Origin of the sequence: Nocardia asteroides (assembly GCF_900637185.1) — a bacterium.
Taxonomy (GTDB): domain Bacteria; phylum Actinomycetota; class Actinomycetes; order Mycobacteriales; family Mycobacteriaceae; genus Nocardia; species Nocardia asteroides.
On sequence record NZ_LR134352.1, the window covers coordinates 2,253,836 to 2,269,211 of the forward strand.

Here is a 15,376-nt window from a genome sequence, read left to right on the forward strand (position 1 = left end):
GGTAGCTGCCGTGGGGGCTGGAAACGTGAGGCTTTCCTCATGATTTTGTGCGATCGTGGCTCGCATACAGGCCCGAGGGGCTGCCGGATACGTGTGCGTTCCGTCGGTGGGCGAAACGCCAGGAGAAGGAAGTCGAGCGTCTTGACGATCAACGAGAGCACCGAGTTGGGCACGGGGTCGGCCGCGAAAGCGGGTCGTGACCAGGTGAAGGGTGTCCGCGCGGCGCTGCTGGAGCAGCTGCGCAACGGGGCCGGGTACGCGTTGGCGTTCGGTGGACAGGGCGCGCAGTGGCTGCGCGAGCTCGAGGAGATCGCGCGCGACAGCGCGCTGGAGACCGAGCTCACCGCGCTGGTGCATGAGGCCGAGGCGCTGGTCGAGCCGGTTGCGGCGCAGTTGCTGGTGGTCCGTCCCGGCGGCTTCGATCCGATGGGCTGGATGCTGGAGAGTGAGCTGGACGAGCCGGACGAGCCGTCCTCGGCCCCGGCCGACACGGTGCTGCGCTCGGCGGCGGTGTCCATGCCCGGTGTGTTCCTCGCGCAGGTCGCGGCCACCAGGGCGCTGCGCCTGCAGGGTCTGGACACGGCCGAGCACCCGCCGGTCTCGGTCATCGGGCACTCGCAGGGCCTGATCGCGGCCGCCGCGCTCACCGCGCACGGCGCCCGGGACGCGGAGCTGCTGGCGATCGCCCAGTTCATCGGCGCCGCCGCCGGGCTCGTCGCGCGCAGGCGCGGACTGATGCCGGTGGGCGAGCGCTCGCCGATGGTCGCGGTGTCCAATGTCGATCCGGAACAGCTGCGGGCCATCGTCGCCGAGGTCGCCGAGGGCGTCGATCCCGCCGTCGCCGCGGTGGTGTCGATCCGCAACGGCCGCAGGCGGGTCGTGCTCTCAGGCGCGCCCGCCCAGATCGATCGCGTGCGCACCCGCTGCGCGCAGCTGCACGAGGAGCAGACCCGCGAGCGCGAGGCCAAGGTGCGCGGCGGCGCGGTGTTCGCGCCGGTGTTCGAGGACATCTCCGTCGACGTCGCCTTCCACCACCCGGCCCTGGCCGAGACCGTCGACCTGGTGACCGGCTGGGCCCGCCAGTGCGAGCTCGACGCCGAGCTGGCCGCCACGCTCGCCCAGCAGGTGCTGGTCGACCCGATCGACTGGGTCGAGACTGTCGACGAGGTCGTCGAGGCGGGCGCCGAGTGGATCCTGGATCTCGGCCCGGGTGACCTGCTCTCGCGGGTCACCGGCGGTTCGATCAAGGGCACCGGCGTCGGCGTGGTCGCCGCCGCCACCCGCCCCGGCCAGCGCAGCCTGCTCACCCCCGGCGCCGCGCCCGAGCCCGCCACCCCGTGGTCGGCGTTCGCGCCGAAGCCGGTGCGGCTGCCCAACGGGCGCATCGTCGTGGAGACCGCGTTCACCAAGCTCACCGGCCGCTCGCCGATCCTGCTGGCCGGCATGACGCCGACCACCGTCGACGCGAAGATCGTCGCCGCCGCGGCCAACGCGGGCCACTGGGCCGAGCTGGCCGGTGGCGGTCAGGTCACCGAGCAGATCTTCGCCGACCGGATGTCCGAGCTGCGTCAGCTGCTGCAGCCGGGTCGCGCGGTGCAGTTCAACTCGCTGTTCCTCGACCCGTACCTGTGGAAGCTGCAGCTGGGCGGCAAGCGCCTGGTGCAGAAGGCGCGCGCGGCCGGTGCGCCGCTGGACGGCGTGATCGTCACCGCGGGCATCCCCGAGCTGGACGAGGCCGTCGCGCTGATCGAGGAGCTCACCGAGGCCGGCATCAGCCACGTCGCGTTCAAGCCGGGCACCGTCGCGCAGATCCGCGCCGTGCTGCGCATCGCCGACGCCGTGCCGGACTACCCGGTGATCATGCACATCGAGGGTGGCAAGGCCGGCGGTCACCACTCCTGGGAAGACCTCGACGACCTGCTGCTGGCCACCTACGCCGAGCTGCGCAACCGCGCCAACGTGGTGGTCTGCGTCGGTGGCGGCATCGGCACGCCCGAGCGGGCCACCGACTACCTCACCGGCACCTGGGCCACCAACCACGGCTACCCGGTGATGCCGCTGGACGGCATCCTCGTGGGCACCGCCGCGATGGCGACCCTCGAGGCGACCACCGCCCCCGAGGTGAAGCAGCTGCTGGTCGACACCCCCGGCACCCCCGACTGGGTCGGCGCCGGCACCGCCAGCGGCGGGATGGCCTCGGGCCGCAGCCAGCTCGGCGCCGACATCCACGAGATCGACAACGCCGCCTCGCGCACCGGCCGCCTGCTCGACGAGGTGGCAGGCGACGCCGACGCCGTGGCCGAGCGCCGCGCGGAGATCATCGCCGCGCTGGACGCCACCGCCAAGCCGTACTTCGGTGACGTCGCCACCATGACCTACCAGCAGTGGCTGGAACGCTATGTCTCGCTGGCCGTGTCGAGCGAGGTCCCGATCTCCTTCGACTGCGGCAGCGACATCGGCGACGCGATCGTCGACGCCACCCGCTCGCTGTGGCTCGACATCACCTGGCGCGACCGGTTCGCGGAGATGATGCGGCGCACCGAATCCCGGCTGCACCCCGCCGACAGCGGCGAGATCGAGACGCTGTTCGCCGACGACGAGGCCTTCGAACAGCCCGTGCAGGCGCTGTGCGCGCTCAAGAAGCAGTACCCGGCCGTCGCCGAGACCGTGCTGCACCCGGCCGACGTGCCGTTCTTCGTCGCGCTGTGCAAGACCCCGGGCAAGCCGGTGAACTTCGTGCCCGTCGTCGATGCCGACGTGCGGCGCTGGTGGCGCTCGGACTCGCTGTGGCAGGCCCACGATCCGCGTTACTCGGCCGATCAGGTGTGCGTCATCCCCGGCACCGTCGCGGTCGCCGGCATCACCCGCGTCGACGAGCCGGTCGGCGAGCTGCTCGACCGCTTCGAGCAGGACACCGCCTACACCCTGGTCCGGGCCGGTGTCGCGCCGACGCCGGTGGACGCGCGCCGCGTGGCCGGTGTGGTGGCGGGCGCCATCGACACCGTGCTCGCCGCCCCCGACGTGCAGTGGGCGGGCCGCACCACCGTCAACCCGGTGCACCGCCTCGGCGCGCCGGGCGAGTGGATCGTCGAGCAGGGCAGCGCGGTGCATCCGGGTACCGGGGCGACCCTGACCGAGATCGCCGGTCCCGAAGCCGAATTCGGCTACGTCGAGCTGTCGGTGCCGCTGCTGGGCCGCGACGTGGTGACCATCCGGATCACCGTGCCGGTGAGCGTGTACTCCGGCGGTGCGCCGGTGATCACCGAAGCCGATGCCGAGACGGCCATGTCCGCGCTGCTCGCCGTGGCCGCCGGACAGTCGCTGCCCGAGGTGAAGTCCGGTGTGGCGCACCTCAACCTGGCCTGGACCCCGGACCTGGTCGCCGACCACGCGGGCGTCACCGGCTCCGGCCTGCCCGCCGCGCTGAGCACCCTCGGCCGCACCGCGCCCGACGTGCTCGTCGGCGCCTGCTGGCCCGCGGTGTTCGCGGTGCTCGGCGCGGGCCGCACCGCCGACGGCGGCTCGGTGATCGAGGGCATGCTGGATCTGGTCCACCTGGACCACCAGATCGAGCTGCTGCAGGAACTGCCCACCGAGACCGGCATTCTCGTCGTCCGCGCCGAGGGTGGAGCGGTCGTCGACACCGACATGGGCCGCGTCGTCGAGGTGGCCGTCACCGTGGGCCTGATCCTCGATCACGGCCTCGAGCCGACCCCGCTGGCGCGCCTGGTCGAGCGGTTCGCCATCCGCGGCCGCAACGGCGCCGGCGAGCTCACCGATCCGCCGCGCGCGGCCGGTGCGGTCTCGGCCGACGCCACCGACACCCCGCGCCGCCGTCGCCGCGACGTCGCCATGGCCGCCCCGCGCGCCATGCACGCCTTCGCCGCCGTCTCCGGCGACCACAACCCGATCCACACCTCCGACTCCGCCGCCAAGCTGGCCGGTCTGGGCAGCCCGATCGTGCACGGCATGTGGCTCTCGGCCGCCGCCCAGCACGCGGTCGTCGCGGTGGATCCCGAAAGCTCCGTTCCCGCACGCACGCTCACCGCCTGGACCACCCGGTTCCTCGGCATGGTCCGCCCCGGCGCGACGGTGGACGTGCGGGTGGAGCGGATCGCGGTGGACGCGGGCAGCGAGATCGTCGAGGTCTCCTGCCGCGTCGACGGTGACCTGGTCATGACCGCGACCGGGCGCACCGCCGCCCCGAAGACCGTCTACGCCTTCCCGGGCCAGGGCATCCAGCGCAAGGGGATGGGTCTGGACGCGCTGACCCGCTCGAAGGCGGCCAAACAGGTGTGGGAGCGTGCCGACGCGCACACCCGCGAGGCGCTCGGTTTCTCCATCCTGGCGGTGGTGCGCGACAACCCGACCTACCTCAAGGCGCGCGGTGTCGAACACCGCCACCCCGACGGCGTGCTGCACCTGACCCAGTTCACCCAGGTCGCCATGGCGACCCTGGGCGTCGCCCAGGTCGCCGAGCTGCGCGAAGCGGGCGCCTTCGTGGAGGGCGCGATGCTGGCCGGTCACTCGGTCGGTGAGTACAACGCGCTGGCCGCCGTGGCCGGTGTGCTGCCGCTGGAAGCGGTGCTCGAGGTGGTGTTCCAGCGCGGTTCGGCCATGCACGAGCTGGTCCCGCGTGACGCCCAGGGCCGCAGCGACTACCGGATGGCCGCCATCCGCCCGTCGCAGATCGGTCTGCCCGACGCCGAGGTCATCGACTTCGTCAACGGCATCGGCGAGGCGACCGGCGAGTTCCTCGAGGTCGTCAACCTGAACCTGCGCGGCTCGCAGTACGCCATCGCGGGCACGGTCGCCGGGCTCGAGGCGCTGGAGACCGAGATCGACCGCCGCCGCGCCGAATTCGGTGGCAAGCGGGCGTTCATCCTGGTGCCCGGCATCGACGTGCCGTTCCACTCCTCGGTGCTGCGCGACGGTGTGCCGGAGTTCCGGCACAAGCTCGAGCAGCTGCTGCCCGCCGAGGTGCACCCGGAGGTGCTGGTCGGGCGCTACATCCCGAACCTGGTGCCGCGTCCGTTCTCGCTGACCCGCGAATTCCTCACCGAGATCGCCGAACTCGTGCCGTCCGAGCCGCTGGCCGCGGTCCTGGCCGACTTCGACAGCTGGGCCGAGCGCGCGGCCGAGCTGTGCCGCGTGGTGCTGATCGAGCTGCTGGCCTGGCAGTTCGCCAGCCCGGTGCGCTGGATCGAGACCCAGGACCTGCTGTTCACCGACACCGCGCACGGCGGCCTCGGGGTGGAGCGGTTCGTCGAGATCGGCCTGGGCGCCACCCCGACGGTGGCGAACCTGGCCTCGCAGACGCTGAAGCTGCCCGCGTTCGGCGGGGCCACGGTCGAGGTCGTCAACGTCGAGCGTGACGCCGCCGTCGTCTACGCCACCGACACCGATCCCGCGCCGGTCGAGGACGACATCGAGGAGACCCCGGCCGAGGCGCCCGCCGCCGCGGCCGCTCCCGCCGCCGCGCCGGTCGCCGCGGCGCCGGCCGCCACCGGTGGACCGCGTCCCGACGACATCTCCTTCACCGCCGCCGACGCCACCCGCGTGCTCATCGCGCTGTGGACCAAGCTGCGGCTGGACCAGATCGGCCCGGTCGACACGATCGAAGGCCTCTGCGACGGCGTGTCCTCGCGGCGTAACCAGCTGCTGGTCGACCTCGGCTCCGAGCTCTCGCTCGGCGCCATCGACGGCGCGGCCGACGCCGACATGGGCGCCCTGGCGGGCACCGTCGAGCGCCTGGCCCGCACCTACAAGCCGTTCGGCACCGTCCTCACCGACGCCATCGGCGACCACCTGCGCAAGGTCTTCGGGCCGTCGGGCAAGCGGCCCGCCGCCATCGCCGACCGGGTCAAGAAGACCTGGGAACTCGGCGACGGCTGGGCCAGCCACGTCACCGCCGAGGTCTCGCTCGGCACCCGTGAAGGCGCCAGCGTGCGCGGCGGTGACCTCGGCGGTCTCGTCGGCGGCGCGCTGAGCGACGCCGCCTCGGTCGACGCGGCCATCGACGCCGCCGTGCAGGCCGTGGCCGCGCGCCGCGGTGTCGTGGTGACGCTGCCCTCGGCGGGCGGCGGGGCAGGCGGCACCGTCGACGCGGCGGCGCTGGGCGAGTTCACCGAGCAGATCACCGGCCGCGACGGGGTGCTGGCCACCACGGCGCGGGTCATCCTGGAGCAGCTCGGCCTCGCCGAGCAGGTCAGCGCGCCCGAGGTCACCGAGGACACCCTCGTCGACCTGGTGTCGGCCGAACTCGGCAGCGACTGGCCGCGACTGGTCGCCCCCGCGTTCGACGGCCGCAAGGCCGTGCTGATCGACGACCGCTGGGCCACCGCCCGCGAGGACCTCGCCACGCTGTGGCTCGGCGACGACGCCACCACCGCCGAGCAGCCGATCTCCGGCTACCACGGTGCGGGCGAAGCCGTTGCCGCGCAGGCCAACTGGTGGCGTCAGCGGGCGATGCGCGAGGCGCGTTCGGTGCTGGCCGGGGTCTACGGCCAGATCGCCGAGGCCGCCCTCGACACCACCGAAGCGGGCCTGTGGTCCGACGACGTCGCCGTCATCACCGGCGCCAGCAAGGGTTCCATCGCGGCCGCGGTGACCGGCAGGCTGCTGGCCGGCGGCGCGACCGTGGTGGTCACCACCTCCCGGCTGGACGACGAGCGGCTGCGCTTCTACCGCTCGCTGTACCGCACCAACGCCCGCCACGGCGCGGCGCTGTGGGTGGTCCCGGCCAACATGGCCTCCTACCAGGACCTCGACGCGCTGATCGACTGGGTCGGCACCGAGCAGGTCGACAACGCGGGCGGAGCCAAGATCAAGGTCAAGGACGCCATGACCCCGACGCTGCTGCTGCCGTTCGCGGCGCCGCGCGTCGCCGGTGACCTCGCCGACGCGGGCGCCCGCGCCGAGATGGAGATGCGGGTCCTGCTCTGGTCGGTCGAGCGGCTGATCGGCGGCCTGTCCGCCCTCGGCGCCGATCACGACGTCGACGCGAAACTGCATGTGGTGCTGCCGGGTTCGCCCAACCGCGGCCTCTTCGGCGGCGACGGCGCCTACGGCGAGTCCAAGGCCGCGCTCGACGCGGTGGTCACCCGCTGGCGGGCCGAGAAGTCCTGGTCGGCGCGGGTCACCATGGTGCACGCGCTGATCGGCTGGGTGCGCGGCACCGGCCTGATGGGCCACAACGACCCGATGGTCGAGGCGGTCGAGGCGGCGGGCGTGCAGACCTGGTCCACCACCGAGATGGCCGACGAGCTGCTCAAGTGGTGCACCTCGCGGGCGCGGCAGGTCACCGAGACCGGCCCGCAGCAGATCGACCTCACCGGCGGGCTGGCGCGCGCCAAGCTCGACCTGCCCGCGCTGGCCAAGCAGGCCCAGGAGGCCGCGGCCGCGAGCGAGGAGGAGGCGGTCACCGCCGCCACCATCGCCGCGCTGCCCGCGCCGCCCACCCTGAGTTCGGCTCTGCCGGTGCCGGAATGGGGCGAGGTGACCGCCGACCTCGCCGACATGGTCGTCATCGTCGGCGCGGCCGAGCTCGGCCCGTACGGTTCCTCGCGCACCCGCTTCGAGATGGAGGTCGAGGACCGGCTCTCCGCCGCGGGCGTGCTGGAGCTGGCCTGGACCACCGGTCTGATCCGCTGGGAGAACGACCCGAAGCCGGGCTGGTACGACGTCGAATCCGGTGATTTCGTGCCGGAATCGGAGCTGGCCGAGCGCTACCACGACACCGTCGTCGAGCGCTGCGGCGTGCGCCGCTACGAGGACGACGGCGCCATGCTCGACAACGCGGCGCCGCTGCTCACCTCGGTCTTCCTCGACCAGGACCTGAGCTTCACCGTCGCGGGCGAGGCCGAGGCGCGTGCCTTCCACACCGCCGACCCCGAGCACACCGTGATCGCCCCGGTCGCCGACTCCGGCGACTGGACGGTGACCCGCAAGGCGGGCACCGAGATCCGGGTGCCGCGCAAGGCCAAGCTGTCGCGGGTGGTCGGTGGCCAGATCCCGACCGGCTGGGACCCCACCATCTGGGGTGTCTCCGCCGATATGGCCGCCTCGATCGACCGGGTCGCGCTGTGGAACATCGTCTGCACCGTGGACGCGTTCGTGGGCGCCGGCTTCAGCCCCGACGAGCTGATGAGCTGGGTGCACCCGAGCCTGGTGGCCAACACCCAGGGCACCGGCATGGGCGGCATGTCCTCGATGCGCTCGCTCTACGTCGACAACCTGCTCGGCGAACCGCGCCCGAACGACATCCTCCAGGAGGCCCTGCCCAACGTCGCGCTGGCGCACGTGGTGCAGTCCTACGTCGGCAGCTACGGCGCCATGGTGCACCCGGTCGCGGCGTGCGCCACGGCGGCGGTGTCGGTGGAGGAAGCCGTCGACAAGATCAAGCTGGGCAAGGCCGAGGTCGTCGTCGCCGGTGGTTTCGACGATCTGGGTATCGAGGGCATCGTCGGCTTCGGTGACATGTCGGCCACCGCGGACTCGGCGGCCATGCGCGCCAAGGGCATCAGCGACCGCTACTTCTCCCGCGCCAACGACCGCCGCCGCGGCGGATTCGTGGAATCGCAGGGTGGCGGCACCGTGCTGCTGGCCCGCGGTGACGTGGCCGTGGCGATGGGTCTGCCGGTGCAGGGCGTGCTCGCCTTCGCCCAGTCCTTCGCCGACGGTGTGCACACCTCCATCCCGGCGCCGGGTCTCGGCGCGCTGGGCGCGGGTCGCGGTGGCAGCGGTTCGCGGCTGGCCGCCGAACTGCGCAAGCTCGGTGTGGCGCCCGACGACATCGCGGTGATCTCCAAGCACGACACCTCCACCGCCGCCAACGACCCCAACGAGTCGGAGCTGCACGAGCGGCTGGCGGGCGCGCTGGGCCGCAGCGAGGGCGCGCCGATGTTCGTGGTGTCGCAGAAGAGCCTCACCGGTCACGCCAAGGGCGGCGCGGCGGCCTTCCAGCTCATCGGCCTGTGCCAGGTGCTGGAAAACGGTGTGGTGCCGCCGAACCGGAGCCTGGACTGCGTCGACGAGAAGATGGCGAGCTACCCGCACCTGGTGTGGGCGCGCGAGCCGCTGCGCTTCGGCGACAAGTTCGCGCTCAAGGCCGGTCTGGTGACCTCGCTCGGCTTCGGCCACGTGTCGGGTCTGCTCGCGGTGGTGCATCCGCAGGCGTTCCTGGCCGCGATCGAGCCGGTGGCGCGGGCGGAGTACCAGGAGCGGGCGCAGGCGCGTCAGCTCGCGGGTCGTCAGCGTTTCGCCGAGGCCATGTGCGGCGGCGCGGCACTGTACGAGAAGCCGGCCGATCGTCGCCTCGGCGCCGACGGCACCCCGGCCAAGCAGATCCGTCAGCGCGAGGCCGACATGCTGCTCTCGCCGGAGGCCAGGCTCGACGGCACGGGTGTGTACCAGGCGAACGGATGGGGTTGCGGCACCGGGCAGATCGGTTCCGCTCCGCAGTCGAACGAAGCGTCGTAGGCTGCCGCTTCGTGACGATTCTCGGAATCGGTTTGGACTTGGTGACCATCTCCGAGTTCGCCGAGCAGCTGCAACGGTCGGGTACGACGATGCTCAGGGAGAGCTTCACCGCGGGTGAACGCCGCTACTGCCAGAGCAAGCAGACGGACCCGGCCCGCAGCTTCGCCGCTCGCTGGGCCGCGAAGGAGGCGGTGCTCAAGGCTTGGGCATCGTCTCGCTTCGCGCGCAGCCCGCAGATCGGGGACAACCCGTATCCGCTGATCGAAGTGGTGAACGACGCCTGGGGCAGGCCGAGCATCAAGCTGCACGGCCTGGCCGCGGAATTCCTGCCGCGGGCCCGGGTGCACCTGTCGCTGACCCACGACGGCGACACCGCAGCGGCCATGGTCGTCCTGGAAGACCCGGGCGAACTCGCGGACTTGATCGAGGGACGACACTGACTGCGGCCCACCGCTACAGCTGATCTCGTCAGTACATGGGTAACTCGCCGGGAACGCCCAGAACCCGGCGAGTTACCGCACCGCATGCCCGGTTGCCACGCACGCCGCTACTCAGCTGTCGGCCGAATCCCCGGGGAGGCGGTCATGGCGCGATTCCTTCTCTGCCACAAGCAGGTACGCCACCATCAGGCGCTTCAGCTCGGCGACGGCGTCGGCGTTGGACTGCTCGTCCTGCACGGAGAAGTTGAGCATCGAGTAGACGACGTGCACCAGCACCTCGGCCATCATCGTGCGCCGGGCGCGCGGGGTGCGTGGCGTGAGCGGTCGCAGCATCTGCGACACGACCTCGGCGAATTCCTTCTCGTGCAGCGCGCCCGTCGCCCGGGTGGACGGCGTGGACTGCATGGCCAGCCACACCTCGCGCCGCGAGGGATCGGTGGTCCACAGATTCGCCAGGTGGTCGACGAACTGGTTCATGTGCCGCAGCCAGTCCAGCGAGGGCACCTCGCCGTGGAAGTCGGCCAGCTCACGGGAAACCGCAACGAGGTCTTGCCGATTGAGCTCGCAGACGATCACGTACTTGTTGGCGAAGAACTGGTAGAGGGTGCCGATGGGCACCTCGGCGCGCTGCGCGACCTCTTCACAGGTGAACGATTCGAATCCGACCTCGACGAGCAGTTCGCGCGAGGAGGCCAGCAGCGCGTCGAATTTGCGCTTGCTGCGTTCCTGGGTGGGCCGCTTGCGCGGCATGAGCTCCTGCGGATCGTCCTGCAACTCCAGCGCAGGGTCCGGACGGCTCTGCTTGGACCGGGCCTGCGCATGTACCTCCACCCATCCAGGCTAGCGGTATACACACATCCACGACACGCGTCTACCGACAGCGTGTCAACAACTGGGAGAAATAGGTCCCATCCGCGCCGCGGCTGGTGACGAATCATCAGATGAGCGTGCGTGCATCCGCACGCTTATTCGCGGCGATCTCGCCGCAACCGACCTATCGCGAAGTGATGGGCCCCGTGCGGTCCCGTCCCGCATCGTTTCGCACAGGGAAGGCTTGACTTGTGGCTGCAGGATCTGTGATCACCCTCGGTGTCAGTACCGAGCGCGGCGCCGTCCACGCGGTGGCCTTCGCCGCGGAAGGCGCCACCCTCACCGACCGGATGCTGCTGCGGCGCACGGTGCGTGCCGGCGGGGACGGTAGGGCCGATGTCGCCGCCGCGGTGCAGACCGCGCTCGACACCATGGCCGCCGAACTCGACGACGAGCACGAGATCGCCGGGGTGGCAGTGAGTTACCGCGACGCGGTCGAGCGCCGCGCCATCGTCACCCGGCTCGCGCCCACGCCGTGGCGCACCGCTTCGCTGGTCTCGGCCAAGTCGGCGCACCTGTTCGTCGCCGGGGCGATGACCTGGCTCGACGAATTCGAGAATCTGCTGGTCTACGAGGCGGTGCCGGGTCATCAGGCGATGACGCTCATCGACCCGGGTAGGCAGCGCGTGCTGGCCGCCTCCGCGCAGACCGGCGCGCCCACCCCCGACGCGTTGCGCGCGGGAGTGTCGGCGGCCTGGGATCAGTTCGAGGCGGCCTCGGTGCGGCCGGGCGCGGTGGTGCTGGTCGGCACGTCCGCCGACGCGCCCGCGGTGCGCGAGGCGGTCGCCGGATTCGGGGTGCCGGTGCTGCCGTGCCGGCTGGCGCCGTTCGCCCCGGCCGCCGGCGCCGCGCTGGTGGCCCTCGGGGACGCCGTCGACGTGCCGGTTCCGGTCGCCGCGCAGTCCAAGCGGGGCACCGCGCTGGTCGCCGCGGCCGCGAGCCTGCTGGCGGGCGGATTGGTGGCGGGTGGTTCGTACGCGCTGATGAGCGGCGGGCCGCAGGCAGTGGACAACACCGCGGTGTCGTCGGAGCCGGGCGCCGGTCCGGCCGCGCCGGTCGTCCCGCAGGTGCCCGAGGCCGGGCCGGTCGCCGACACGGGCTCGGGTGAGAGCGGCACCTCGGGCGGCGTCAACTCCGGCAGCGGTCTGCAGGTGAGTCCGGCCGGTGAGCCGTCCGGCTCGTCGCCCTACGACGTCGTGTCGCCGAACCCGCAGCTCATCGACCCGGGCCAGTTCCCGCTGGAGTACCCCACCCAGCTCTACGGCGACGCGCCACAGGACGAGCCGCTGCCGCTGGAACCGGCGGCCCCGATCGTGCCGCAGACGCCCGCCGCGGCGCCGACAGTGCCCGGCACCGGCATCCCGATGGGGATGCAGCCCGCCCAGGCGCCCGCGCCCGAGGGGCCGAGCTCGGCGTCGGCCGACTGATTCCGGCCGCACCCGGCGAGGGGCCGCGCGAGATTCGCGCGGCCCCTCGCTCGTTGGTCAGCCGTTGGTGCGGCGCCGGAACAGCGCTCCGGCGCAGACATAACCGACCAGGGCGATCCCGGCGCACCACAGCACGGCGAGCAGCGCGCTGTTCCCGATCGGCGTACCCATCAGCAGCCCGCGCAGCGTCTCGATGACCGGGGTCACCGGCTGATTGCGGGCGAAGGCGTGCAGCGCCGACGGCATCGACTCGGCGGGCACGAACGCGCTGCTCACATAGGGCAGGAACATGAACACGAAGGTGAAGCCGTTGGCGGCCTGCGGGTTACGGGCCAGCAGGCCCAGCGCCGCGGACAGCCACGACAGCGCGAAGACGAACATCGTCAGCACGCCCGCCACGCCGAGCCAGCGCAGCGGATCGGTGGTGGGCCGGAAGCCGATCAGCACCGCGACGCCGATGACGATCGCGGAGGTGATCAGATTGCGCAGCACGCTCTCGATCACATGGCCGGTGAGCACGGCCGAGCGCGCGATGGCCATGGTGCGGAATCGGTCGATGATGCCGTCGGCCACGTCGGTCGACAGCGCGACCGCGGTCGTCGACGCGCCGAAACCCGCGCACAGCAGGATGATTCCGGGCACCACGTAGTCGATGTAGGCCCCGGGTCCGACGTCCATCGCGCCGCCGAAGACGTAGACGAACATCAGCAGGATCATCACCGGCAGCGCGATGGTCATGATCATCGTGTCGGGGGAGCGCACGGTGTGCCGGATATTGCGGTCCAGCATGGTGATCGAGTCCTGGGCGGTGCGCAGGGACCGCAGGGCGGGGGATGGCATGGTCATGGTCGGTCTCGTTCCGTGGGTCAGGCGGCCGCGGCGGGCCGGTGGGCGCCGCCGGTGAGGGCGAAGAAGACGTCGTCGAGGTCGGGGGTGTGCACGGTCAGCTGTTCGACGGTGATGTCGAGGTCGGCGAACCGGTCGAGCAGGTCCTTGATCTGCGCGGTGCCGCCGCTGGTCGGGATCTGCAGGGTCAGCTCGGCGGGGTCGGGATGGCCGTCGGGCACGGCCCGGCTCGCCGCGGTGAGCAGCCGGTGGTCGGGGAAGCGCAGCAGCAGATGGCCGCCGGGGACGAGATTCTTGAGCTCGGCGGGCGTGCCGTCGGCCACGATGACGCCGCCGTCGAGTACCGCGATCCGGTCGGCGAGTTGGTCGGCTTCCTCCAGGTACTGGGTGGTGAGCACGATGGTCGTGCCGTCGGCCGCGAGCGCCCGGATCGCCGCCCACAGGTCGCGGCGGCTGCGCGGGTCCAGGCCGGTGGTCGGCTCGTCCAGGAAGACCATGCGCGGCCTGCCCATCAGGCTCATGGCGAGGTCGAGCCTGCGGCGCATGCCGCCCGAGTAGGCGGCCACCGGCCGGTCGGCGGCCTCGACCAGGTCGAAACGCTCGAGCAGTTCGGCGGTGCGGCGCCGGGTCTCGGCCGTGCCCAGGTGCAGCAGCCTGCCGGTCATCCGCAGGTTCTCGGTGCCGGTGAGCACGCTGTCGACGGCCGCGTACTGCCCGGTGACGCCGATCAGGCCGCGCACCGTGTCGGCCTCGGCGACCACGTCGTGCCCGAACACCCGGGCGCCACCCTGGTCGGGCCGGATCAGGGTGGCGAGGATGCGGACCAGCGTGGTCTTGCCCGCGCCGTTGGGTCCGAGCAGCGCGAAGACCGTGCCCGGCGCGATCTCCAGGTCGAGCTCGGCCAGGACGACGTGGTCACCGAAGGCCTTGTGGAGCCCGCTGATCGAGAGCGCGGGGATGGGTTCGGATGGCATGAGATCTCTCCGATCGAGAAACTGTTTATGTAATAAACTCAATTTATAGGGTAAACAGTTTCTGGGCGCAAGAGCCGGGGGCGATAGAGTCGAGCGGAGCGGAGGAGGATGCGAGCAGATGACGACGTCCGGCGATACGGCGCTACCGAGATCGGTCGAGCTGATGTGGGGGCTGGAACAGCCCGGCGCGCGCGGGCCGCGGCGCACCCTCACGCTCGACCAGATCCTCGACGCCGCTGTCGCGGTGGCCGACGCGGAGGGCTACCCGGCGCTGTCGATGAACCGGGTCGCCAAGGAGCTGGGCTTCACGGCCATGTCGCTGTACCGCTATGTCGACAGCAAGAACACCCTGATCGATCTGCTGATGGACCGGGTCGTCGGGCCGCCGCCGGAGATCACGGCGGAGCTGCCGTGGCGAACGGGTCTCGAGCGCTGGGCGCGCGCGGAGTTCGAGCGGCTCGGCCGGCATCCGTGGTGGGTGGACATCCCGCTGAACCGGCCGCCGATGGGGCCCAACAACATGGCCTGGCTAGACGCGGGCCTGCGGACGCTGGCCGCGACGACCGTGCCGGAGCCGGTGAAGCTGCAGCTGGTGATGAACCTGTCGATGTTCGTGGTGGGCAAGCGGCGCGCGGTGCGCGACCTGCAGGCGGAGGAGGACAGCGACTTCACCGGGGTGCTGGCGCGGGTACTGGACCCGCGGCGCTTTCCCTCGGTGACGGCCGCACTGTCCGCCTCCGCCTTCCTCGCCGACGAGATCGACTGGAGCGAAGCCGATTTCGAATTCGGTCTGGCGCGGATGCTGGACGGCTACGAGGTCTTCATCCGCACCTTCGCCGGGTAGCTACACCGACAGGTCGCGGCGCAGCTTGGCGACGTGGCCGGTGGCGCGCACGTTGTACTGGGCGAGTTCGATCTTTCCCTGTTCGTCGACCAGGAAGGTCGAGCGGATGACGCCGGTGACGGTCTTGCCGTACATCATCTTCTCGCCGAACGCGCCCCACTCCTTCAGCACGGTGCGCTCGGGGTCGGACAGCAGCGGGAAGGTCAGGCCCTCGGCGTCGCGGAACTTGGCCAGCTTGGCCGGCTTGTCCGGCGAGATGCCGATGACGTCGATGCCCGCGCCGCCGAGTTCGGCCAGGTTGTCGCGGAAATCGCAGGCCTGCTTGGTGCAGCCGGGCGTGCTCGCGGCCGGGTAGAAGTAGACGATCACCTTGCGGCCGCGGTAGTCCGACAGCGACACGTCCTTGCCGTCGGCGTCGGGCAGCGTGAAATCGGGTGCGGGGTCTCCGGGGGAGAGGCGATGGTTGTCGGTCACCACCGCACGGTAACCGACCGG

At 71.7% G+C, this 15,376-nt stretch carries 8 protein-coding genes; 4 read left to right on the forward strand and 4 right to left on the reverse strand.

The window, feature by feature from the left end; all coding sequences use genetic code 11:
* Positions 1-141: 141 nt before the first annotated feature.
* Positions 142-9,480 carry a type I polyketide synthase gene (locus EL493_RS10550; RefSeq protein WP_019045581.1) on the forward strand — a complete coding sequence of 3,113 codons (9,339 nt, stop codon included), beginning with the start codon at positions 142-144 and terminating at the stop codon, positions 9,478-9,480.
* Positions 9,481-9,491: 11 nt separating this feature from the next.
* A complete protein-coding gene (gene acpS, locus EL493_RS10555; protein WP_019045582.1) occupies positions 9,492-9,920 on the forward strand; it encodes a holo-ACP synthase AcpS in 429 nt (142 codons plus the stop codon).
* Positions 9,921-10,031: 111 nt separating this feature from the next.
* Here acpS and EL493_RS10560 read toward each other — a convergent pair whose 3' ends face one another.
* Complete coding sequence (locus EL493_RS10560) at positions 10,032-10,670, reverse strand: TetR/AcrR family transcriptional regulator (protein WP_074965548.1); 639 nt, start codon at positions 10,668-10,670, stop codon at positions 10,032-10,034.
* Positions 10,671-10,981: 311 nt separating this feature from the next.
* On the opposite strand from EL493_RS10560, the gene EL493_RS10565 reads away from it, so the two are divergent.
* The gene (locus tag EL493_RS10565) at positions 10,982-12,217 is read left to right on the forward strand and encodes a hypothetical protein (protein ID WP_126405657.1); all 1,236 of its coding nucleotides are present in this window, start codon (positions 10,982-10,984) and stop codon (positions 12,215-12,217) included.
* Positions 12,218-12,274: 57 nt separating this feature from the next.
* On the opposite strand, the gene EL493_RS10570 is transcribed toward EL493_RS10565, so the two are convergent.
* Complete coding sequence (locus EL493_RS10570) at positions 12,275-13,063, reverse strand: ABC transporter permease (protein WP_019045584.1); 789 nt, start codon at positions 13,061-13,063, stop codon at positions 12,275-12,277.
* Positions 13,064-13,083: 20 nt separating this feature from the next.
* Entirely contained in the window at positions 13,084-14,037 is a 954-nt protein-coding gene (locus EL493_RS10575; protein ID WP_019045585.1) for a daunorubicin resistance protein DrrA family ABC transporter ATP-binding protein, read from the reverse strand.
* Between the two features lie 118 nt (positions 14,038-14,155).
* On the opposite strand from EL493_RS10575, the gene EL493_RS10580 reads away from it, so the two are divergent.
* The gene (locus tag EL493_RS10580; RefSeq protein WP_022567118.1) at positions 14,156-14,881 is read left to right on the forward strand and encodes a TetR/AcrR family transcriptional regulator; all 726 of its coding nucleotides are present in this window, start codon (positions 14,156-14,158) and stop codon (positions 14,879-14,881) included.
* On the opposite strand, the gene bcp is transcribed toward EL493_RS10580, so the two are convergent.
* Positions 14,882-15,355, reverse strand: a complete 474-nt coding sequence (gene bcp, locus EL493_RS10585) for a thioredoxin-dependent thiol peroxidase (RefSeq protein WP_030202485.1) — start codon at positions 15,353-15,355, stop codon at positions 14,882-14,884.
* Between the last annotated feature and the right edge of the window lie 21 nt (positions 15,356-15,376).